General features: G+C 35.2%; 22 protein-coding genes and 1 pseudogene. 3 read left to right on the forward strand and 20 right to left on the reverse strand.

Going from position 1 to position 19,290, the window contains the following annotated elements; genetic code table 11:
• Positions 1–217: 217 nt before the first annotated feature.
• From CVS95_RS06585 to CVS95_RS06655, 16 genes and pseudogenes are all read right to left on the reverse strand, one after another.
• Positions 218–862 carry an ABC transporter ATP-binding protein gene (locus CVS95_RS06585; RefSeq protein WP_107696016.1) on the reverse strand — a complete coding sequence of 215 codons (645 nt, stop codon included), beginning with the start codon at positions 860–862 and terminating at the stop codon, positions 218–220.
• Entirely contained in the window at positions 862–1,926 is a 1,065-nt protein-coding gene (gene tsf / locus CVS95_RS06590; RefSeq protein ID WP_107696017.1) for a translation elongation factor Ts, read from the reverse strand. Before tsf ends, CVS95_RS06585 begins: the two co-directional genes overlap by 1 nt.
• On the reverse strand, positions 1,926–2,714 hold the full coding sequence (rpsB, locus tag CVS95_RS06595; RefSeq protein ID WP_084109563.1) for a 30S ribosomal protein S2: 789 nt from the start codon (positions 2,712–2,714) through the stop codon (positions 1,926–1,928). Before rpsB ends, tsf begins: the two co-directional genes overlap by 1 nt.
• Positions 2,715–2,859: 145 nt before the next feature.
• Positions 2,860–3,075: an acetyltransferase gene (locus tag CVS95_RS06600; RefSeq protein WP_107696018.1), complete on the reverse strand. Its 216-nt coding sequence runs from the start codon at positions 3,073–3,075 to the stop codon at positions 2,860–2,862.
• 77 nt (positions 3,076–3,152) lie between these two features.
• Complete coding sequence (locus tag CVS95_RS06605; RefSeq protein WP_107696019.1) at positions 3,153–3,932, reverse strand: DUF4198 domain-containing protein; 780 nt, start codon at positions 3,930–3,932, stop codon at positions 3,153–3,155.
• A 156-nt stretch (positions 3,933–4,088) separates the two neighbouring features.
• Positions 4,089–4,820 (reverse strand): peptidoglycan editing factor PgeF, encoded by a 732-nt coding sequence (gene pgeF, locus CVS95_RS06610; protein WP_107696020.1) that lies wholly within the window; start codon positions 4,818–4,820, stop codon positions 4,089–4,091.
• 9 nt (positions 4,821–4,829) lie between these two features.
• Entirely contained in the window at positions 4,830–5,444 is a 615-nt protein-coding gene (locus CVS95_RS06615; protein WP_107696021.1) for a riboflavin synthase, read from the reverse strand.
• A 215-nt stretch (positions 5,445–5,659) separates the two neighbouring features.
• Positions 5,660–6,316: pseudogene (locus tag CVS95_RS06620) on the reverse strand (YwqG family protein); the annotation flags it as partial.
• A 12-nt stretch (positions 6,317–6,328) separates the two neighbouring features.
• Positions 6,329–6,511, reverse strand: coding sequence for a hypothetical protein (locus CVS95_RS09650; protein ID WP_199906346.1), 183 nt, complete (start codon positions 6,509–6,511; stop codon positions 6,329–6,331).
• A gap of 10 nt (positions 6,512–6,521) precedes the next feature.
• On the reverse strand, positions 6,522–7,376 hold the full coding sequence (locus CVS95_RS06625; protein ID WP_107696022.1) for a CbrC family protein: 855 nt from the start codon (positions 7,374–7,376) through the stop codon (positions 6,522–6,524).
• A gap of 193 nt (positions 7,377–7,569) precedes the next feature.
• Entirely contained in the window at positions 7,570–8,505 is a 936-nt protein-coding gene (gene accA, locus CVS95_RS06630) for an acetyl-CoA carboxylase carboxyl transferase subunit alpha (protein WP_107696023.1), read from the reverse strand.
• 1 nt (position 8,506) lies between these two features.
• Positions 8,507–9,718, reverse strand: coding sequence for a beta-ketoacyl-ACP synthase II (locus tag CVS95_RS06635; RefSeq protein ID WP_103605042.1), 1,212 nt, complete (start codon positions 9,716–9,718; stop codon positions 8,507–8,509).
• Positions 9,719–9,752: 34 nt separating this feature from the next.
• A complete protein-coding gene (gene acpP / locus CVS95_RS06640) occupies positions 9,753–9,986 on the reverse strand; it encodes an acyl carrier protein (RefSeq protein ID WP_021091725.1) in 234 nt (77 codons plus the stop codon).
• Between the two features lie 88 nt (positions 9,987–10,074).
• Complete coding sequence (gene fabG, locus CVS95_RS06645) at positions 10,075–10,818, reverse strand: 3-oxoacyl-ACP reductase FabG (protein ID WP_107696024.1); 744 nt, start codon at positions 10,816–10,818, stop codon at positions 10,075–10,077.
• Positions 10,819–10,875: 57 nt separating this feature from the next.
• A complete protein-coding gene (locus CVS95_RS06650) occupies positions 10,876–11,295 on the reverse strand; it encodes a pyridoxamine 5'-phosphate oxidase family protein (RefSeq protein ID WP_107696025.1) in 420 nt (139 codons plus the stop codon).
• Positions 11,296–11,664 carry an L-arabinose ABC transporter gene (locus CVS95_RS06655; protein ID WP_180378707.1) on the reverse strand — a complete coding sequence of 123 codons (369 nt, stop codon included), beginning with the start codon at positions 11,662–11,664 and terminating at the stop codon, positions 11,296–11,298. It abuts the gene before it with no gap.
• A gap of 84 nt (positions 11,665–11,748) precedes the next feature.
• On the opposite strand from CVS95_RS06655, the gene CVS95_RS06660 reads away from it, so the two are divergent.
• On the forward strand, positions 11,749–12,270 hold the full coding sequence (locus CVS95_RS06660; protein ID WP_107696026.1) for an ATP/GTP-binding protein: 522 nt from the start codon (positions 11,749–11,751) through the stop codon (positions 12,268–12,270).
• A gap of 18 nt (positions 12,271–12,288) precedes the next feature.
• Here CVS95_RS06660 and CVS95_RS06665 read toward each other — a convergent pair whose 3' ends face one another.
• The gene (locus CVS95_RS06665; RefSeq protein WP_107696027.1) at positions 12,289–13,029 is read right to left on the reverse strand and encodes an EI24 domain-containing protein; all 741 of its coding nucleotides are present in this window, start codon (positions 13,027–13,029) and stop codon (positions 12,289–12,291) included.
• Positions 13,026–13,721, reverse strand: coding sequence for a dUTP diphosphatase (locus tag CVS95_RS06670; RefSeq protein WP_103593656.1), 696 nt, complete (start codon positions 13,719–13,721; stop codon positions 13,026–13,028). The genes CVS95_RS06665 and CVS95_RS06670 overlap by 4 nt, the downstream gene beginning before the upstream one ends.
• Positions 13,722–13,850: 129 nt before the next feature.
• On the opposite strand from CVS95_RS06670, the gene CVS95_RS06675 reads away from it, so the two are divergent.
• Entirely contained in the window at positions 13,851–14,039 is a 189-nt protein-coding gene (locus tag CVS95_RS06675) for a hypothetical protein (RefSeq protein ID WP_021091806.1), read from the forward strand.
• Here the strand turns inward: CVS95_RS06675 and CVS95_RS06680 are convergent.
• Entirely contained in the window at positions 14,036–16,213 is a 2,178-nt protein-coding gene (locus tag CVS95_RS06680; protein ID WP_234400039.1) for a bifunctional diguanylate cyclase/phosphodiesterase, read from the reverse strand. The genes CVS95_RS06675 and CVS95_RS06680 overlap by 4 nt on opposite strands.
• A gap of 269 nt (positions 16,214–16,482) precedes the next feature.
• Here CVS95_RS06680 and CVS95_RS06685 point away from each other — a divergent pair, with 269 nt between their 5' ends.
• Complete coding sequence (locus CVS95_RS06685; protein WP_107696029.1) at positions 16,483–17,022, forward strand: hypothetical protein; 540 nt, start codon at positions 16,483–16,485, stop codon at positions 17,020–17,022.
• On the opposite strand, the gene CVS95_RS06690 is transcribed toward CVS95_RS06685, so the two are convergent.
• Positions 17,015–18,745, reverse strand: coding sequence for a putative bifunctional diguanylate cyclase/phosphodiesterase (locus CVS95_RS06690; protein ID WP_234400040.1), 1,731 nt, complete (start codon positions 18,743–18,745; stop codon positions 17,015–17,017). The two genes, CVS95_RS06685 and CVS95_RS06690, sit on opposite strands and share 8 nt — an antisense overlap.
• Positions 18,746–19,290: the final 545 nt, after the last annotated feature.

Below are 19,290 nucleotides of genomic sequence, written 5' to 3' on the forward strand. Positions count from 1 at the left end.
TATAAAAGAAGAAGAGGAATTTTTAAAACAAAAGGCTGATAAGAATAATACAAAACATGTTGGTGGGTAGTCTAAACTTTCTATTAATCAGGCAAGCAATTTAGTCTTACCTAATTTTACCTATTATATAAAGCTTTTTAATAAAAATTTATATTATAAATTGACTAAATTTACAAACATACTAAAAGACAAAATAGTAAATTTTGATCTTTAAAATTTAAAAAATCTGTATAAGTTCTTTGTTTTCAAGCTTATATGAGTTGTCGCATTTAGCTGCTAGATCGTTGTCGTGAGTTACTAGAACAAGGGCAGCGTTATTTTCATTTATATAGTCAAATAAAACTTGCATCACTTCATTTGCTGTTTGCTTATCAAGGTTGCCCGTTGGCTCGTCTGCAAAGATGATCTTTGGCTTTTTGGTAAGCACTCTAGCGATACTAACACGTTGCTGCTGACCACCGCTTAGCTCACCAACTTTTTGATTTATCACATTTAAAATTTTAAGCGATGCAAGATCATTTTTTTCTATCTTTTCACCAGATAAAATGCTAGCAAGCTCGATATTTTCATAAGCACTAAATCCTTTAAAAAGATAATGCGACTGGAAAATAATGCCAAAATGAAGCCTTCTAATAGCCAAAAGCTCATTTTGAGAAAGCTCGTAGATCGATCTATCTTGATAAATAACCTCGCCAAAATTTGGCTTCAAAAGTGTTGAAAGTATGTGTAAAAGTGTTGATTTGCCATAACCGCTAATGCCGGTTATCGCGATGCTTTGTTTTTGATTGAGAGTTAAATTTATATTATTAAAGAGCGTATAATCATACGCAAAGCCTAGATTAGACGCTCTTAAAATTTCCATTAGCCTATTTGAGCAGCAACTTCTGCAGCAAAGTCATCTACTTTTTTCTCTAAGCCTTCGCCAAGCTCGAAACGAACGTATTTTACAATCTCGATCTTGCCACCAAGCTCTTTGCTCTTCTCTTCGATAACTTGTTCGATAGTCTTTTTATCGTCCATTACATAAAACTGACCTAAAAGTGTAAGGCGTTGGTCAAGCACTGTGTTGTCAGCATAAAATCTCTCGATCTTACCAGGGATGATCTTGTCCCAAATTTTCTCAGGTTTGCCCTCAGCTTTTAGCTCTTCTTCGATCGCTTTCGTAGCTTTTGCAAGCTCAGCCTCACCTATCTGGCAGCGGCTAGCATACTCAGGGATGTGATGAAGTGGCTTACCTAGGCGTTTTAGCTCTTCATTGTCTTTTTCAAGCTCAGCGCGAAGTGCGATAAATTCTTTCTCAACAAAATCTTTATCAAGGTCTTTGTAGCTTATAACGCTTGGCTTCATAGCAGCTGCATGCATGCATAAATTTCTTATAAAATCAGCTGCTTTATTTGCAACTTCTACGCTTTCGCAAGCTGCACCGATAAGTACACCAACACGGCCATTTGAATGAACATAACCATTTACCACGCCTTTATCATCAGCAATAATAGTCTCAAAGCGACGAACTACAAGGTTTTCACCGATGGTTGCGATCTGAGTTTTGAAGTAATCTTCAAATTTAACACCATTTAAAGTACTCGCATTTAGCTCTTCAACTGTTTTTATGCCGCTTGATTGGATGTGAGCTGTTGCATCTTTTGCAAGTGCTTGAAACTGTGGATTTCTAGCAACGAAGTCAGTTTCAGAGTTGATCTCGCTAATAGTTGCTTTTTTGCATTTTGAGCAAACTTCAACACTTACTAAGCCCTCGCTTGCAAGGCGGTCAGCCTTTTTAGCAGCTTGGCCTAGGCCCTTTTCACGAAGGATATCAACAGCTTTTTCCATATCACCATTTGCTTCGCCAAGTGCTTTTTTGCAGTCCATCATGCCAGCTCCGGTTGATTCGCGGAGCTCTTTTACCATTTGTGCAGTTATTTCCATTATTCTTCGTCCTCGCCAAAGTCTTCTTCGCTCATAGCCTCAGCTACAACCGCGTCTTTTTCATCTTGGCTTACTTCTTCGCCAGCAACTTGCTCGCCACCATCTTGCTCAAGAAGTGATTTACCTTCATTGATTGCTTCAGCCATCTCTTGGCAGAAAAGCTGAACAGAGCGGATCGCGTCATCGTTTCCTGGGATCGGATAATCAACAACGTCAGGATCGCAGTTTGTATCGATCGGTGCTACAACTGGGATCTTTAGGCGATTTGCCTCTTGAACAGCGATCTTTTCTTTAACTGTATCAACAACAAATATCATATCAGGTAGGCTTTTCATATTGCGGATACCGCCAAGAGTTGCGATAAGCTTCTCTTTTTTGCGGCGAAGCATTAAAGCCTCTTTTTTAGTTAACAAATTTATCGAACCATCTTCTTCCATAGTTTCGATAACTTCTAGTTTGCGGATAGACTGGCGGATAGTACCAAAATTTGTCATCATACCACCTAACCAGCGGTGATTTACATAAGGCATTCCACATTTTTCAGCGTACTCTTTGATAGCATCGATAGCTTGTTTTTTAGTACCAACAAATAGCACTGACTTACCTTCAGCAGCTGCGTCACGAACAATGTTGTAAGTGTAGCGGAAGTAGCGGATAGTCTTTTGTAGATCTATAATATAGATACCTTTTCTCTCGCCAAAGATAAATTTTTTCATCTTTGGATTCCAGCGGCGTGTTTGGTGACCAAAATGTACGCCACACTCTAATAAATCTCTCATAGTTACCATGAGTTTCTCCTTGTTTTAGGCATTTTGCCTTGAATTTAGTTTTATCCTCCACGACCATTAATGCTTTCGCACAACCAAATTTAGGATTGTCGTGTGTGAAATAAAGGGGGATTATACTTAAACTAATATGAATTTAAACTAAAGTTTATTTACTTAATTGTGAGTCTTCTTCGATTTTTATTAACTTAGCAAAAATTTCTGCCATTGCTTGCCTTTTTTCGGATGAAATTTCAAGCTTCTTGACATTTAAAAGAATGCTTACAAACTCCTCGTTTTGTAGCGTCTCTACGCCAAATTTTCTTGCATTTGTAGTGATTTTTAGCACAAGATGATTTTTTGATTTAAAGTTTTCGTAAGGCATTCTTTCTCTACTTTCAAAATTACAAGGTGGTTATAAAAAATTTATAATAAATTCGGACTCAAATTTATATCAAACTTTTATTCTTTTATCTCAAAACTAAGCGTCGTTTTTAACGTCTCTTTATCACACTTCGCAGCATCTGGATAAGGTCTTTCATAAATAACTTCAAATACCCAAAATCCTGGTCTTAGAGCTAACACTTCAGTGATGCCTTGCTCATCTGTCATACCGTAAAATGCGTGCTTATGATCTAAAAATCCAGCAAAAGTACCAGTTAGCTTAGCTCGCTTTAGCGGCTTTCCATCAGCAAAAACCTGCAATTTAAAAGGCTTATCTACTCTAAATTCCGCTGTGTTTTGTAGCGGTGCGATCTCGATTTTAACTCCAATAGGTTTAGTTACGAAGTCGTCTGTTTCACCTAAATTTAAGACTCTCTTAGATGTTATCGTCATCAGCCGGCAAATCTGTATATCGCTTAGATCCTTTAGATCAAGCTTAGTTTTGTCTATTAGCCACTTACCATCACTACGTTTTTTAAGCGAATACATAGGATTTTGCTGTGCTAGTAAGATATATGTGCCTTTGTCTAATCTTTCGCCCTCATAGCGGTAGTTCTCGCCACTTTGTGTAAGCTTCTTTTTGCTACCATCTTTACTTATTACAGTAATTGGCGCAAAAAGATGGACGCGTTCGGCCATAATAGGCTCTAGCTTTGGAAAATCGTCGCTATAACCCATATTTGCGATAAATTTTCCTAGCTTTTCATCATTAGCTCCATTTACCCAAAACATGTGTGCTTGCGCCATATAAAAGGCTCCTGTTAACATAATGGCGGTCAAAATTTTACCTATTTTCATGATTTTCCTTATTGTTATTTTTGAGACTTGATATCAAATTGTAGCTAAAAATTATTATATTTAGCCATTTTTTAGATCAAATTAAATATCAAAAACGTTCAATACAATTTATCTGGCAAATTTTAACAGGCAAGTAATGAAGCTAAAAATTTGCTTTTATTTTTTAGTATTTATTGATGCAACTCTATTCATCACAAATCCGCAAAAACGCCCGGTCCTACTCTGTTTGCGGTATGAGAATAATTCATCTCTCTCAAAAGTGCAACGAGGATCTAGCGATATTTGCTCTACCCCGAGCTTAGCAAATTCGTCTAATAAAGCTGCGTTTATATCAAATTTTCCATCATTTTTATATCGGTTAAATTCACCAAGATCTAGCTTGCCTACTTCGTAGTTTTGCACTTTGATATTTGCGCCTATAAATACGCGTAAATTACTAGCGCGGCAACCAAACTCACTCGTCATCAACCGCACTGCATTTGTGCAAATTTTACTAGTAATGCCTGCACGCCCCGCATGCACAGCTGCGACTACGCCAAGATGTTCATCTATTATCAAAACAGGCGCACAGTCAGCAACTAAGACGCAAAGCGCCACGTCTTTTAATGGTGTTATCACACCATCGCATGGAGGTAGATCATCGTTAAAATCTTGCAAAATTTCCACTCTATTTGAGTGGATTTGGTTCATAAATTTTAAACTAACGGGCATAATGCCAAGCGCCGTTGCTAAAATTTCACGATTTTGTGCGACCTTTAGTGGATCATCGCCAACATGATCTGCTAAATTTAAGCTCTCGAAAGCGCCCTCACTCACACCACCAAATCTATTTGTAAAGCCAGCTAATACGCCATTTTTATCAAAGACGATCTCTAAATTTTCACGCATTTTATCCACCTAATAAAGGCTAGAAATTCGCTCAACATCATCCCAGCTAAGGCCACTATCTTGCTTGCAAAAAAGCTGCCTAGCTACGTATCGAGCCAAAAGATCGCTTTCGATATTTACGCGCCTGCCGACCTTGAAAGTGCAAAAAAGACTATCTCTAAAAGTGATTGGTATGATTGTAAGCCTTATACCCTTTGGCAAAATTTCATTTATGGTTAGACTCACGCCCTCAACACCCACCGAACCTTTATTTGACATCAAGCTCATAGCCTCACACGGCAGGTCGATATAGAAATCAACCCCATTCTCATTCTTTTTGATATTTGAAATTTTACCGATAAAATCGATATGTCCTTGCATCAAATGCCCATCTACTCGGTCTCCTAGCTTCATAGCTGGCTCGATATGCACTCTTTCTTTTAAATTTTCAACCGCAATATTTGCCCTACTCTCTGCGCTTAGCTCCACACTAAAGCCATCTTCATGTAGTTTTATTACGCTCAGGCAAGCACCATTTACAGCAATGCTATCGCCTAAATTTGGACGAAAATTTGCCTTTAGTCTTAAAATATTTTGTGAATAACTAACAACCTGTGCGATCTCACGGATCAAGCCATTAAACATATTTTGCCTTTAAATTTTTTAAGGATTTTACTAAATTTTGCCTAAATTTGGGCATTACCATCTTTGATTATTTTATATATTTAAGTAGATAGTGGTAGAAATGGCGGTGGAATTTTGGCAATCGCACCAATAATGCTAATAAAAATTTATTGTGTAACCCTAGTATAAAATTTCTCTATAAATTTTAATTTTTATCTTTTATAAATTCGGTAGCCTTAACTTGTTTGCAAAACTAGCCACGTCTTGCTAAAATCGCGTGCTACCAGATCATCCCTCTTTATCCACAGATAAATTCTGCCCTCTCCGTCCCAGTCCATATCGCCCTCATCATCACTATCTATCTGTAAAAGTAGTTGCCACTGGGCAACATTTTTCTCAAATTCTGCTATTCTTGGGTGGTGATAAGCACTACTATCACCGCAACTAAGCCCATTTGTAACTAGCTCACACTCTAGCTCCATACCATCTTGGACATTATCGGAGTGCCCAAGGAGCTTATTTTCTTTAGCCTGCCAGCTTGGCTCAATAACCTCGTGATAGGCCTCCCACTCAGCCTCACTAATTTTGCTAAATGGCACAATCGAGCTTTGTAAATTTGGCAAATTTATCTCATTTTCAAAGCTAAGCAAGCGTGCGTTAAATACAGAATTTTCTCCCTCTAAACTCTCCGCTCTCCTGCGAGAAAGTGGCCCATCATTTACATCAGAAAAGATCACTGCAAAGCCATTTTTATCGGCAGGATCATAGCCCCAAACACGCAAATTTCTATCATAAAAAAGATAGAGCATTCCGCTTTTTGGCAGTAGTGAGTCAATGTCAAATTTGCTAGCTTCAGCAAAATTTATCTGTGCCACAAAACTTAAAGCGCCATTTTCATTTGAAGGCTACGATAAACCATCTGGCAGATCTGGCGAACCGCCAAATTTAGACGCTCCAACGGCGATATCATCGTCATTTTTAGCTTGCGTATCTATCCTTATGGCATTTCTTGCTAGTGGCGACAAAAGTTTAAAAAGTTCATCCAGCCCACGTTCTTTACAACCTTTAGAAATTTTTGCAATATCCATATTTTCCTCTTTAACAAGCATCAACGTATATATGATACTTCTTACAATGCAAACAACAAAACAAATATCCGGCAATATCGCCAGCTTTAACAAGATGTTCGCGTAGCATTTTATCGTCGTATTCGGCTCTTTTTGTGTAGTCCTCAAAGACCTCGTCTGCTATACCCATTTCTTCAAGCTCTTTTATTCCAACGTCGCCTAAAAATTCGCAATAATCATCACAACAAGCTATCCAATGCTCGCCCTGCCAGCTCTCGTAGCCCGGGGTTCTTCTAAAGAGTTCGTCATCCTTTTTAGCATCACTTGTATTTAGTTTGTCAGCATCTTGCACAAATGTAGCGTCAAATTTCTTAGCAGCCTTACCACTAGAAATACAAGTAGGACAAAGATACGAAATATCTTGCTCGCAATAAATGCTACCACTATAATAAACTTCAGTATCTTTGCCACAACACTCACACACGATGCTCATATCATCTTTAAATGCGCCAGTTTTTAAAGGATTGGGATGGTAGATAAATTTTGGTAACGTGGTGGCTTTATCTTCTTGAGCCAAAATTTGGCCTCTACTTTTTGGGCGAGGTAGTGCCCATCTATCATTTTCGTCAATGAATTGCACTAGATAGCCAAGTGTTTTTAGCTGTTTTTTATCACTTTTGTCATGTATTTTTAAAAGTAAGTCGTAAGCACTCTTTCTCATAGATAAAAGCTGATAAACATCGACTAAAACATACTTTGCGCAAATGTCATCACAATTTTCCAACTCTTCTTTAAACTGATAGAGTGCCTCAATACTAGAAGCATTGCCATTATTTTTATAATATTCTTTTGAAAGAGTGATATATTTTTCTTGAAATTTATTCATTGATATTCTTTATATGGATTTGACATTAACAATTTTAGTGTTTAAATCTTAAAGATAAAAAAAGCTAGTGTAAAAATTATAGCCGTTAAAGCGATTAAATTTATATTGATTTTTAAATTATTTTAGTATTTTAGTAGATGATGCCACAAACAAATTTGATAAGTATTCTTATAAAATTGTTGTGACCATAAATTTATTCTTCAAATGCTCCGATAGAGAGAATTTTTTCTATTCTTTTTGCTACAAGATCATTCATATCAAGCTTTTCAAGCTCAGCTAACTCTGAGATAAAATAATTTGCAAGTACTTTTGCAGCACCATCTTTATCTCTATGAGCTCCATTTATCGGCTCATCTATAACAGCATCAATCAGTGATAGACTTTTTAAATCATCAGCTGTTATTTTCATAGATTTTGTAGCTTGTTCCTGTTTAGCTGGGTCATTCCAAAGTATTGCTGCGCAGCCTTCTGGCGAAATAACTGAAAAAACGGAGTTTTTCATCATAGCGAGTCTATCAGCTACGCCAATAGCTAATGCGCCACCACTTCCACCTTCGCCAATAACAACAGCAATTATTGGAGTTTTTAAATTTGCAAACTCAAATAAATTTCTAGCTATAGCTTCGCTTTGTCCTCGCTCTTCAGCTCCAACACCTGGATATGCGCCTGGAGTGTCTATGAGAAATAAAATGGGTAGATTAAATTTCTCAGCCATTTTTGCAACTCTAAGAGCCTTGCGATAACCCTCAGGATGAGGCATACCAAAATTTCTTCTTAATTTATTTTTAGTGCCACGGCCTTTTTGCTCGCCTATAACAACAGTCTTTTTGCCTCCGATATAGCCGATGTAACAAACTATCGCTGGATCATCTCGAAATGCTCTATCTCCATGAATCTCATATCCATCAATCAAAAGTGCATTAATATAATCAATAGAATATGGTCTATCTGGGTGACGAGCAAGTTGCAAACGTTGATATTCGTTTAAATTTTTATATACTTTTGATATCTCTTTTGATAAATTCTTATTTAAAATTTCAACAGCATGTTCATCGCCTCTGATCTTAGCATTTGCTATATCTTCATCAATTTGTTTTATGCTTTTTTCAAAATCTAAATAATTTGACATCTTAATCCAACTTTTTAAATATCACGACGCCATTTGTGCCACCAAAACCAAATGAGTTGCTCATAACAGCTTTTATATCAGCTTTTCTAGCTTTATTTGGAACGTAGTCTAGATCGCACTCTGGATCAGGAGTTTCGTAGTTTATCGTTGGAGGGATAATACCATCTCTCATTGCCATTATAGATATAACAGCCTCGATCGCACCAGCACCACCTAGACAGTGTCCGGTTTGACCTTTTGTTGAGCTAACTGGTGGACATTTATCACCAAAAACTGCTTTTAGTGCCGCAGTCTCATTCTTATCATTTACAGGCGTTGAAGTACCGTGCGCATTTACATAATCTATCTTTACACCTTTTGCCATATCAAGTGCTTGTTTCATCGCACTTAATGGACCTTCAAGTGTTGGTGATGTGATATGGTGTGCATCTCCGCTCTCACCAAATCCAACTACTTCAGCATAAATTTTAGCACCTCTTGCAACAGCTGACTCATACTCTTCAAGCACAAGTGCACCAGCTCCTTCACCCATTACAAAACCATCACGATTTGCATCAAATGGCCTTGATGCCTTACTTGGTTCATCATTTCTAGTTGAGAGAGCTTTCATTGCTGCAAAACCACCTATACCTACACCACAAATAGTAGACTCAGCGCCGATAACTAGCATATTTGTAGCTTGACCAATCATAATGCATTTTGCAGCTTGCGATATCGCATGAGTGCTTGCTGCACATGCTGTTACGCTAGACAAATTTGGACCCTTAAGTCCGTGATTTATAGAAACTATGCCACCTAGCATATTTACAAGTGCAGATGGAATGAAAAATGGTGAAATTCTCTTTACGCCTTTTTCAAAGTATGTGATTGAATTTTTCTCAATATTTGGCAAACCACCTATGCCAGCTGCCGAGCTAACGCCAAATTTATGAGCATCAAACTCTTTAAAATTCGCATCAGCCATAGCTTCATTAGATGCTTTTATGCCAAGCTGTATGAAACGATCTACTTTTTTCACCTCTTTGCCGTCTAAAATGCTATTTGGATCAAAATCAGTTATCTCGGCAGCAATTTTAACAGGAAAGTCACTTACATCAAAGCTTGTGATCTCTTTCACGCCTGTTTTACCCTCGCAAATAGCCTTAAAAGAGCTCTCTTTGTCAAGACCAAGTGCGTTTATCATGCCTATACCAGTTACAACGACTCGTTTCAATACATCTCCTTAAATCAAACTGTGCAAATTTAAATTATTTGCCTAGTTTTTCTATATAATTTACAACGTCTTGAATGCTTATTAATTTCTCTGCTTCGCTATCAGGAATTTCTACTTCAAATTTCTCTTCTAAAGCCATAACTAGTTCTACAACATCAAGTGAATCAGCGCCTAAATCCTCAATGATTTTAGACTCTAATTTTACTGCTTGTGGATCTACACTTAGTTGCTCTACAACTACGTCTCTTACGTCTTCAAATACTGCCATTTTAAGGTCTCCTTATAAAAAATGTCTGTTATCTTATAATATTTACGCTTTTATTTATTTTAAATTTCAAAACTTGTCTGAAATTTACCTACATATAAAGTCCGCCATTTATTTTAAGCGTCTCTCCAGTTACGTAGCTTGCGTGATCACTTAACAAAAACGCCACTGCCTCAGCTACTTCACTAGCACTGCCAAAGCGTTTTAGCGGGATATTATCGCTATAAGTTTTTTTCACCTCATCACTTAGCCCATGCGTCATATCAGTCTCGATAAAACCAGGAGTTACGCTATTAAAGCGGATATTTCTGCTTGCGCCCTCTTTTGCAAAGCTCTTGCTCATGGCGATTAGTCCGCCCTTGCTGGCTGAATAATTCACCTGTCCAGCATTTCCCATCTCACCAACGATAGATGCGACGTTTACGACCGCTCCAAAGCGCTTTTTGCTCATCACTTTTAAAGCCTCTCTACATCCTATGAAAGCTGAAGTTAAATTTGCATTTATCACATCTGTAAATTCGCTAGTTTTCATGCGAAGCGCTAGCTTGTCGTTTGTGATGCCAGCGTTATTTACAAGGTAGCTTAGTTCGCCGTCGCTATCGACTATCAAATTTATACCTTTTATAAACTCATCTTCGTCAGTTGCGTCAAATTTTATCACTGCAGCCTTGCCGCCATTTTGCTCGATCTCAGCCTGCAAAGCGTCTGCTATCTCAGGCTTTGAGCGGTAATTTATCCACACTTTTAAGCCCATATTTGCAATCGTTTTTGCGATTTGTGCGCCAATACCTCTACTTGCACCTGTTATTAGCACGTTTTTTCCGCTAAATTTCATAAATTCTCCTTATTTTTTCTAATTTTTCAATGATTGTAGCTTATATAAGCTTAACGTCTAAATTTTATCGTTTCTTTCCCACTTTATCTTTTTGCCAAAACCAAGAACATTGCTCGTAAATTTAAGCTTTTCAAGGCTTATGCACCAAATTTTTGGATCCATTGCTTTTGCATAAAAAAATCTTTTGAAATAAATTTCTATTTCGTTTTCTTTAGCCTCTCTCATCACTCCTTGAAACTGCACACCCTCTATCTTGCCAACGATCTTTGTATCAAGAGCAACCGTACCAGCAACAAGCTTTGAGTTTTTTAAAAATTTGATATGCGAGCTATCATCTGAGCTAGCTAGAAAAAGGCTAAAATTTACCTCATCAAAGGCGTAAAATGCGCTAAAAGCATAAGGCTGCCCCTCATCATCAACGACACAAACGCTAGCAAGGTGCATCTTTTTTAAAAATTTAACTATTCTCTCATCCATCTAAATTCCTCTAAAAATATCAAGAATGGCTTGAAATTTAAAGACAACAAAGAGCAATATAACAATCCAGATCAAAAAGATGATGAGCTCAACTAGGTTAAACTTATCCTTTGCTACTTTTTTAAAAATAAGCATTGTTAAAAATGCTCCTAAAAAGCCGCCAATTAGCGAGAAATAGTGGATCGCATTTACTTTTACAAAGCTTGGCAAAAGCCCTTTAAAAAATAGTGAAAACATCAAAATTGAGAGCAAATTTGCGAGTATAAAGTAGTAGCAAACGACTGGCAAAACAGGCCAAAGCTTAGCAAAAACGAAGCTTAAAACAGTGATAAGCATCAGCAAAAAGATCCTAGTCCCAAAACAACACATCGCCCGTCCTTTTTTGACGCATTTTACAAAATTTTGCTTTATGAAATTAAAAATTTGCCGATTTAGCCTCAAAAGGATTTAAAAATGCAAACAAATTTTTACTCTCAAGGAAGCTACAACAACATGAGCTTTTCGATGAAAACTAGCTCAGGCGATGAGATAAGCTTTTCGATGTATGACAACAAAAGTTTGGAGTTTTCCAGCCAGAAAAATGGCACTTCTAGCCAAAGAAGTCTTGCTCTCACGCACGAATACGGCTATGAGTTTTTATATAAAGGAAACGGCATAGACGAGCAAGATATGAAAGAGATCGAAGAGGCGATGAAGCAAATTCGCCCACAAGTTGATGAATTTATGAAAAACGTCAAAGAGGGCGACAAGATCGCTGGTAGTAGCCAAAGCATAAGTGATCTTTCAAACAAGATCAAGCAAATGTTGCCTACCGCAAAAGATCTAAATCACAAAAATTTCATAAATGACAATATGCTAAAGATGTTTGACGAGCTTCTAGCTAAAAATGATGCAAATAAAAATCTACTAAGTGCTACAAAAAGGCTATTTGATACATTGCTTGATGAGAGCAACAAAGTATCTTACTATGCGTAAATTTAGGGCCTTCTGGCTCTAAATTTTTATAAGCGCCTCTCTCTCAAAAAAGAGGTGCGACAAGACTATCACGAAATAAAGCTGAAAAAATAGCCCCACAAGCGGCACAAGCGAGATGAGATAAAACAAAAGTGTAAAAGCTATAAATTTTATCCCGCCGCCTTCAAGCAGTGCTAGCTCAAATTTATCACTATCAAGAGTGTTTGAGCCAACGTCTATCAGTAAAAGTTTGTAATAGATATAAAAAAACGGCACGTTTATGATGAAAAAATTTAAGACTGGTACAAATAAAAGCGGTAGGCAAACGAGCAATATCCCAAGAAATTTCATGATCTCAATCATCATCACCTTTAGCACTCTAGCCGTGCTAACCTCGCTTTTAAGCACGTAGTTGTAGTGTCTTTTGTTTATCTCTTTAGCCACAACCGGCGTTAAAAAGCCAGCTACGATTAGAGCAATCACGATGCTAACAATGATCGTTAAAAAGGTGCTCAGAATATAAAAAAGTATACTAACTATCCATTTTGTGGCGCTAAAGCTTAAAATTTTAATAGCGATAAAAGAGAGCGCCGAGTTTGGCTCTAAAAAGGCAAAATTCTCATTTTTGGCGCTATCACTTAAAAGATCAAATATCTCACCGCCGCTCCAGATCGTAAGCCACGCAAGACTAAAAATGCTAAGGAAAAGTGGCAAGATGGATAGCACTATAAATTTGGCTGTAAAAAAATCTTTAAAACCAAGGCGAAGAAGGTTTATCATTTCACCTTTTTATACTCGTGCTCAAGTGCGGCATAAATTTCATCAATCTTGCTAACGCCATTTGACAAAATTTCACTCATCACTTCATTATCTTCGCGTCCGTTCCAATTTTTCTTATAGCTGCCTTCTTTGTAGCCATTATTTTGACGGAAGCGATTTAGCACGTTTTTAGCGATGTAGCACTCATAAAGTGAGTATAAATTTACGCCACATTTTAAAGACATAGAGAAGTAAATTTTTAAAATATCAAATATATCGTAGTCAAACCCGCTACACTCATGTATAAGCATTTCAACATCATTCATTATCTCATAAATGCTCTCGTCTTCGATCTTTAGTGGCTCTTTGCAAAACTCACTAAATCCGCTTGATTGGCAAATATCATCGGCCAAAGTTTCTATATCTCCAAGCTGTTTTGATTTATAAATTTGTAAAGCTAGACTCATAATAAAGTGCCAAATATCAACAACTTCTATGCGCAAATTTTGCTCATCAGTCTTAGCATCAATGCTCTTCCAGTGCTTCCATGCAAAGCTATCGATTAGCTCAGCGCACTCCATATATATGCAGCGCCTCCAGCTGATTAATTTATTTTTATTAGTATAACCATTTTCCCAGCCAAGCCCATTTGTCTCATCATTTAGGCTTTGCTGCATCTTTAACATCTCTAAAATAATCGTTCTTTCATTCATTTTAGGCCTTTTAAAATTTTAAAGGATTATAACAAAAAATTATTAAATGCCACGAGGCAAGCTTGACTTAAATCATTTTATGTATAAAATTTAGGAGCTAAAATAGGCAAAAATTTCAAAGGAGAAAAAATGAGAGAAAAAGATCTAGTGGTTTGCAATGTTTGCGGACTAAAAAGCAGCGATGATACAAATGCGGTTTTTATCCACGCTCATAAAAATGGCGAAGAAGTTGATATCTGCACCAGTTGTGTTCCAAGCGTAATCCATGGTTCAGGTATGGTCGTAAAATCAAACGAAGAGATAAAGGCTGAAATTTAAACTTTAGCTATCATTTGAGGATCTTGTCTTACAAGGTCTTCAAATTCTTCTGCACTCATAGGACGAGATAGGAAAAGTCCTTGCACTTCATTACAATCAAGCTCTTTTAAGAAACGAATGTCCTCTTCTTTTTCTACGCCTTTTGCGCCAACTTTTATCTTCATTGCCTTTGCTAAATCAATAATTGCAGATACTATTTGTGCATCTATTTTGCTATTTGATGCTTGAGCAACAAATTCACTTGCTATTTTTATACGCTTAACATCGTATTTTCTAATATAAATAAATGAAGTATATCCAGAGCCAAAATTATCTATACAAACGTCTATATTATTTTCTTTAAGAATAGAAAAAATTTTATCGAGCGTCTTAGTATTATTTGTCCATATTTCTTCGCCAAATTCTATTTCAAAAAGCCCTGGCTTTATATGATGCGAGCGTAAGCTAGAAACAAAATCTAAAACAAATTTTTCTGATTTACTTTGAATCTGTGCAACATTTATACTTATTTTTGGTATCAAGAGTTTTTCTTTTTGCCATCTATCTACACACTCTATGGTCTTTGAAACTAAAAGCGAGCAAATATCGTTTAAGATATCACTATTTACATTGACCTCTTTCATAAATTTGCTTGCTTCCATCAAGCCAAATTTTTCTGATTTCCAATATAAAAAAACCTCTGCGTAGATCATTTTTTCGATTTTTAGATCAAATATTGGTTGAAAATATACATGAAGGTCTTCTTGTAAATTAGCTTTTTTAAGCGCGATCTCGATACTTGAGCTTAGGTGCATTTCATTGCTAATTTTATCGCTATAAACCATAGGATTTAAAGCTGGATTTTTCTTGGCGTAATACATTGCCATATCTGCATTTTTTATAATATTTCTTGGATTTGCCGTGCTATTTTTTGTTGCTACGTCTATGCCTATTATGCACTTAAGCCCAAAGTGATATCTATCTATTTGAATTGGTTTTTCAATAGCATCTTTTAAGGCAATACCAAGATTTAAGCGTTTTGTATGACTATTTATCTCCATTTTTGCTAGTACGATAAATTCGTCCGCACTAATCCTTGCTATGGTCTCTTGTCTATTACAAACTTCAAGTATCCTTTTTGCAACTAGCTTTAAAATTCTATCGCCTATTTCATGTCCGTAAGATGTATTTATGCTTTTAAAACGGCTTAAATTTATATAATAAACTGCGATTTCCTCATCTTCAGAGATGCTTTTACACATTCTCTCAAGCTCATTTACTATAAAATTTCTATTGCCAAGGTCTGTTAGATAGTCTTTCTCAGACATATCTTGAAGCCTTAAATTTGCGAGCATAAGTTCATTGGTTCGCTCATGCATCGACTTTTCCATCTCTCTATGAAGATTTCTCTCATAATCTAATATTTTTCTACTTGCAATAGAGCTTTTAACATAGTAATTAACAATAGCATTTACAACTAAAACAAAAAGTGAGATAAGTGCACTAAAAGATGTTAGATCTTCTTGTAATAGCAAAGGCAAAACTATTATTATTGGTAGCCATTTTGATCCTATTGAGATATCTTTATCGGTATTTGTAACATATTCATTTCTAGCTTTTAAATGAAAAGCTCCTATCATCAAGAAGAAGAAAGGAACGATATATAAAAAATCTATTTTATGGCCAAAATTTACATTTGAGATCTGACTATAGAAAATAAATAAATTTAGCATCGTAAATAAAATGCTAGCTGATATAAGGTAAAAGCCGCTAATTTTTATATGAAGCAAACTGCTTGTAAAAATCTCACTTAAAGTGATAAAAAGTATAAGAAAATTTATGGCCACAATAGATAGAAAAACGATATTTGATCTATTATTTATCATCGATAAGATATCTACTTCATCAAAAATACCATATATTAAAATTACTATTAAAAAAAAGACACTTATGCTATCCATAATGATGGCTAGTTTCTCTTGACTAGCTGCAAATTTTGAATACAAAAATATACTAACACCAGCTAAAATAGATATCATCGGCAACATAAAAAACACATCAAGATACGCATAAGAACTATGAGCCCGCAATAATACATCTTGATTTAACACCATTAATGCATCGCAAATAGACCATAAAAAAACACCAAAACATATTGCAAGCCAATGCGTTATTTTGGTTTTTACTTTATCCATTGAAGTATAAATGCCAAAAGTTACTATAAATAAACTAAGTAAAATAGAAATTTTTCCAATTAGATTATAGTCTAGTAAAGATGCTAATAGTGCAAATACGAATAGCGCTACAACTGCAACTAAGATCCATTTTCTCATGCCAGTTATAGATGATTTTGATATTAAAAAAATAGTGTCCCTCTCCTAAGAAATAGTCCAAATTATACAAAAATTGACTTTGCTTTTGGTTATAATTTCCCAAAAAATTTTAAAATTCACAAAGGTATCTTATGAAGTGTAATATCGTCATAAATGGACAAAATTTAATAGATTATAAATCTTTTATCTTATTTTTCTCAAAGGCGGCAAGAAAGCAGTATTTTATAAACACTTTTATGATATTTACTGAAGCCATCATAGCTGGTTTTGTTGCTGATATGCTATTAAAAAGTAAAATTTTTACTGTCATCGGAGCTGTTTTTGCTATATTTTGGATCATTTTTTATCCTATTTTTTTAAAAAGAAGTCGCATAGCTGCATTAAAGAGAATTGAAATTTCAGACGTTCAAAAGCAAATGAATTTTGAAGTAAATGAGAAATTTCTGGCTTATTATGAAAACGAACCCAAAGAAAATGAAAAATTTGGCCTAAATAAAGTTAGTGAAATTTATGAGCTCAAAAATATTTTTATCATTTTTTTAGAAGAAAAGATTCATCTAATAATCCCAAAAGATGAAGCTAGCTCAAAAATGATAAATGAGCTAGCCAAACTTTGCCATAAAGATATTTTGAAATTTGAAAATTTTAGCGCAAAGAGCGTGCTTAAATAGCACTTATTATAAGCTTTTCAAAATCCTCTGCACTCATTGGCTTGCCCCAAAGATACCCTTGCACCTCATCGCATCCAAGCTCTCTTAAAATTTCAAGCTGGGTTTCATCTTCGACGCCTTCAGCAATAGTCTTTAGCTCCACATTTTTAGCTAGAGCTATAACGCTTTTTACCACGTCTTTATCTATATCATTTATAGCAATATTATCTATCAGCTCTTTAGCGATCTTTAGGCGACTCATAGGATATTTTTTGATGTAATTCATCGATGAAAAACCGGTACCAAAATCATCTATGGATATGCAAATTCCTCTATTTGAAAGCTCAGATAACGCACTTTGCATCATCTCTTCGGCATTAACGAGGCTAGCCTCAGTGATCTCAACATCTACACAAGATGGATCGATGCCGTATCTATCTATATAACTTAAAAATTTAGATGCAAAATTTATATTATCAATCTGTTTTGGTGAGATATTTATGCCTATTTTTAGGTTTGTATTATATTTTTCATTCCAAAAGGCCATTTGTTTTATAGCATTTTTTGCCACCCATTTTCCTATCGCATTGATAATAGAGCTTTGTTCGGCTATTGGGATAAATTTTGATTGATCCACTGGACCTTTTATAGGAGAGTTCCACCTAACAAGAGCCTCTGCTCCTACTATTTTTTTACCTTCTATTAGATATTGGGGCTGAAATTTTAGCTCAAATTCTTCATCAAAGCTTATGCTATTTAGCAATATTTCTATATAGTTTCTATCCTGAATAATGCTTTTTATATCACTATAAAAAACATACTTTTCAGATGCATCTTTCTTTGCTGCTTCTAGTGCTGCTTCTGATTGCATGATAAAATCATCAGCCAAAATTTCACTAGTTTGTGTCGAGCTAATCCCTATTTTCGCATCAAGTACAATTTTATAATCATCTATAACGATTGGCTCTGAAATAGCTTTTAGTAGATAGTGCAAAAATTCCCTGCAATGCACATTTTCATTTTGCTTGACAACAACGATAAAGTCATCTCCGCCAGATCTTGCAAATAAGGAATCGTTTGGTGGCAATATTGACTCAATATTTGAAGCAAACTTTGCTATTACATCATCACCTATATAATGCCCATACGAGTCATTTATCGCTTTAAAATGGTTTATGTCAATACTATAAATATCTATCTTTTCGCCAAGTGCCTTTGACTTTATCATCTCTTCAAGCCTTGCAATAAAATACTGGCGATTTAGAGCATTTGTCAAATAATCATATTTACTGATCCTTTGTAGGTGCCTATTTGTCTCTTCAAGCTCTTTTACTTTACTTTCTATCTGATTATTTAACACTTTTTTGATATGTATTTCACGTTTAATTAAAATATCCATTTTTCTAACATTAGAAAACGTATAAGATAATGCCCCGTATGCAAGCAAAGTAACTAAAATAGAAAATAACCATGTCAAATTTATCTTCCAAGAGTACAAGATCATGATCGTTAAAAATACAGCAAAAACAAATAGCTTTTGTATTAAAATTTTATCAAAATCGTTTCTGAGCGCCCTAAATTTTAGATTTGCCTCACCCTCTCTTAAATGAAGTGTGGCAACAAACAACATAAAAAATGAACTCTTAAATACAATGTCGTATCCAAAAAAGGATATTTCATCTATCCAAAAATCCATTGTAGTGGTAAAAACGTCATAAGTGCTTATTACAATAAGCGCTATCAAGCATAAAAGTATAGATAGTCTTTTTTTTGAAAATTTAAGTGAAAAAAACGCAATAAATGAAGTACAAAACATAAATAAATCTATGGCAATGTAACTTAGATTAAAAAAATCTTTTTGACTTAAAACTTGAGTTAAATTTCTATTAAAAATCATAAACCACATAAAACTAAAATATATTGCGGAAATAGAAACTGAGTCCACAAATACTTGCATTAAAAATAAATTTTTCAAATTTTTAATCAAAATATAAAAAGCAGAAAATGCAAACATAAAATATGAGACTACGTATGAGATTTGTATAAAATTGACTTTAGAAAGAAATTGTTTAAGAAAATCAACCTTATCATATAGCATCCACATAGTGTCTGATGCTACCCAACAAGTAAGGCCTAGTAATATATATATCCAATATGTTTTTAAATTTCTTGTCTCTTTTAGCTTTAAAAAGATAAATAATGTGATCATAAAATCAAATAGAGTAGTAATTATGTCTTCATAAAAACCACTAGCAATAAAATAACTAACAACATATACACAAAAAAGTA

Origin of the sequence: Campylobacter concisus (genome assembly GCF_003048905.1) — a bacterium.
Lineage (GTDB): Bacteria > Campylobacterota > Campylobacteria > Campylobacterales > Campylobacteraceae > Campylobacter_A > Campylobacter_A concisus_V.

Bases quoted from the DNA above. Each gene is read 5' to 3' on its own strand.
- CVS95_RS06585 (WP_107696016.1), bottom strand. From the start codon at position 862: ATGGAAATTTTAAGAGCGTCTAATCTAGGCTTTGCGTATGATTATACG.
- tsf (WP_107696017.1), bottom strand. From the start codon at position 1,926: ATGGAAATAACTGCACAAATGGTAAAAGAGCTCCGCGAATCAACCGGA.
- rpsB (WP_084109563.1), bottom strand. From the start codon at position 2,714: ATGGTAACTATGAGAGATTTATTAGAGTGTGGCGTACATTTTGGTCAC.
- CVS95_RS06600 (WP_107696018.1), bottom strand. From the start codon at position 3,075: ATGCCTTACGAAAACTTTAAATCAAAAAATCATCTTGTGCTAAAAATC.
- CVS95_RS06605 (WP_107696019.1), bottom strand. From the start codon at position 3,932: ATGAAAATAGGTAAAATTTTGACCGCCATTATGTTAACAGGAGCCTTT.
- pgeF (WP_107696020.1), bottom strand. From the start codon at position 4,820: ATGCGTGAAAATTTAGAGATCGTCTTTGATAAAAATGGCGTATTAGCT.
- CVS95_RS06615 (WP_107696021.1), bottom strand. From the start codon at position 5,444: ATGTTTAATGGCTTGATCCGTGAGATCGCACAGGTTGTTAGTTATTCA.
- CVS95_RS09650 (WP_199906346.1), bottom strand. From the start codon at position 6,511: ATGGATATTGCAAAAATTTCTAAAGGTTGTAAAGAACGTGGGCTGGAT.
- CVS95_RS06625 (WP_107696022.1), bottom strand. From the start codon at position 7,376: ATGAATAAATTTCAAGAAAAATATATCACTCTTTCAAAAGAATATTAT.
- accA (WP_107696023.1), bottom strand. From the start codon at position 8,505: ATGTCAAATTATTTAGATTTTGAAAAAAGCATAAAACAAATTGATGAA.
- acpP (WP_021091725.1), bottom strand. From the start codon at position 9,986: ATGGCAGTATTTGAAGACGTAAGAGACGTAGTTGTAGAGCAACTAAGT.
- fabG (WP_107696024.1), bottom strand. From the start codon at position 10,818: ATGAAATTTAGCGGAAAAAACGTGCTAATAACAGGTGCAAGTAGAGGT.
- CVS95_RS06650 (WP_107696025.1), bottom strand. From the start codon at position 11,295: ATGGATGAGAGAATAGTTAAATTTTTAAAAAAGATGCACCTTGCTAGC.
- CVS95_RS06655 (WP_180378707.1), bottom strand. From the start codon at position 11,664: ATGTGTTGTTTTGGGACTAGGATCTTTTTGCTGATGCTTATCACTGTT.
- CVS95_RS06660 (WP_107696026.1), top strand. From the start codon at position 11,749: ATGCAAACAAATTTTTACTCTCAAGGAAGCTACAACAACATGAGCTTT.
- CVS95_RS06665 (WP_107696027.1), bottom strand. From the start codon at position 13,029: ATGATAAACCTTCTTCGCCTTGGTTTTAAAGATTTTTTTACAGCCAAA.
- CVS95_RS06670 (WP_103593656.1), bottom strand. From the start codon at position 13,721: ATGAATGAAAGAACGATTATTTTAGAGATGTTAAAGATGCAGCAAAGC.
- CVS95_RS06675 (WP_021091806.1), top strand. From the start codon at position 13,851: ATGAGAGAAAAAGATCTAGTGGTTTGCAATGTTTGCGGACTAAAAAGC.
- CVS95_RS06680 (WP_234400039.1), bottom strand. From the start codon at position 16,213: ATGGATAAAGTAAAAACCAAAATAACGCATTGGCTTGCAATATGTTTT.
- CVS95_RS06685 (WP_107696029.1), top strand. From the start codon at position 16,483: ATGAAGTGTAATATCGTCATAAATGGACAAAATTTAATAGATTATAAA.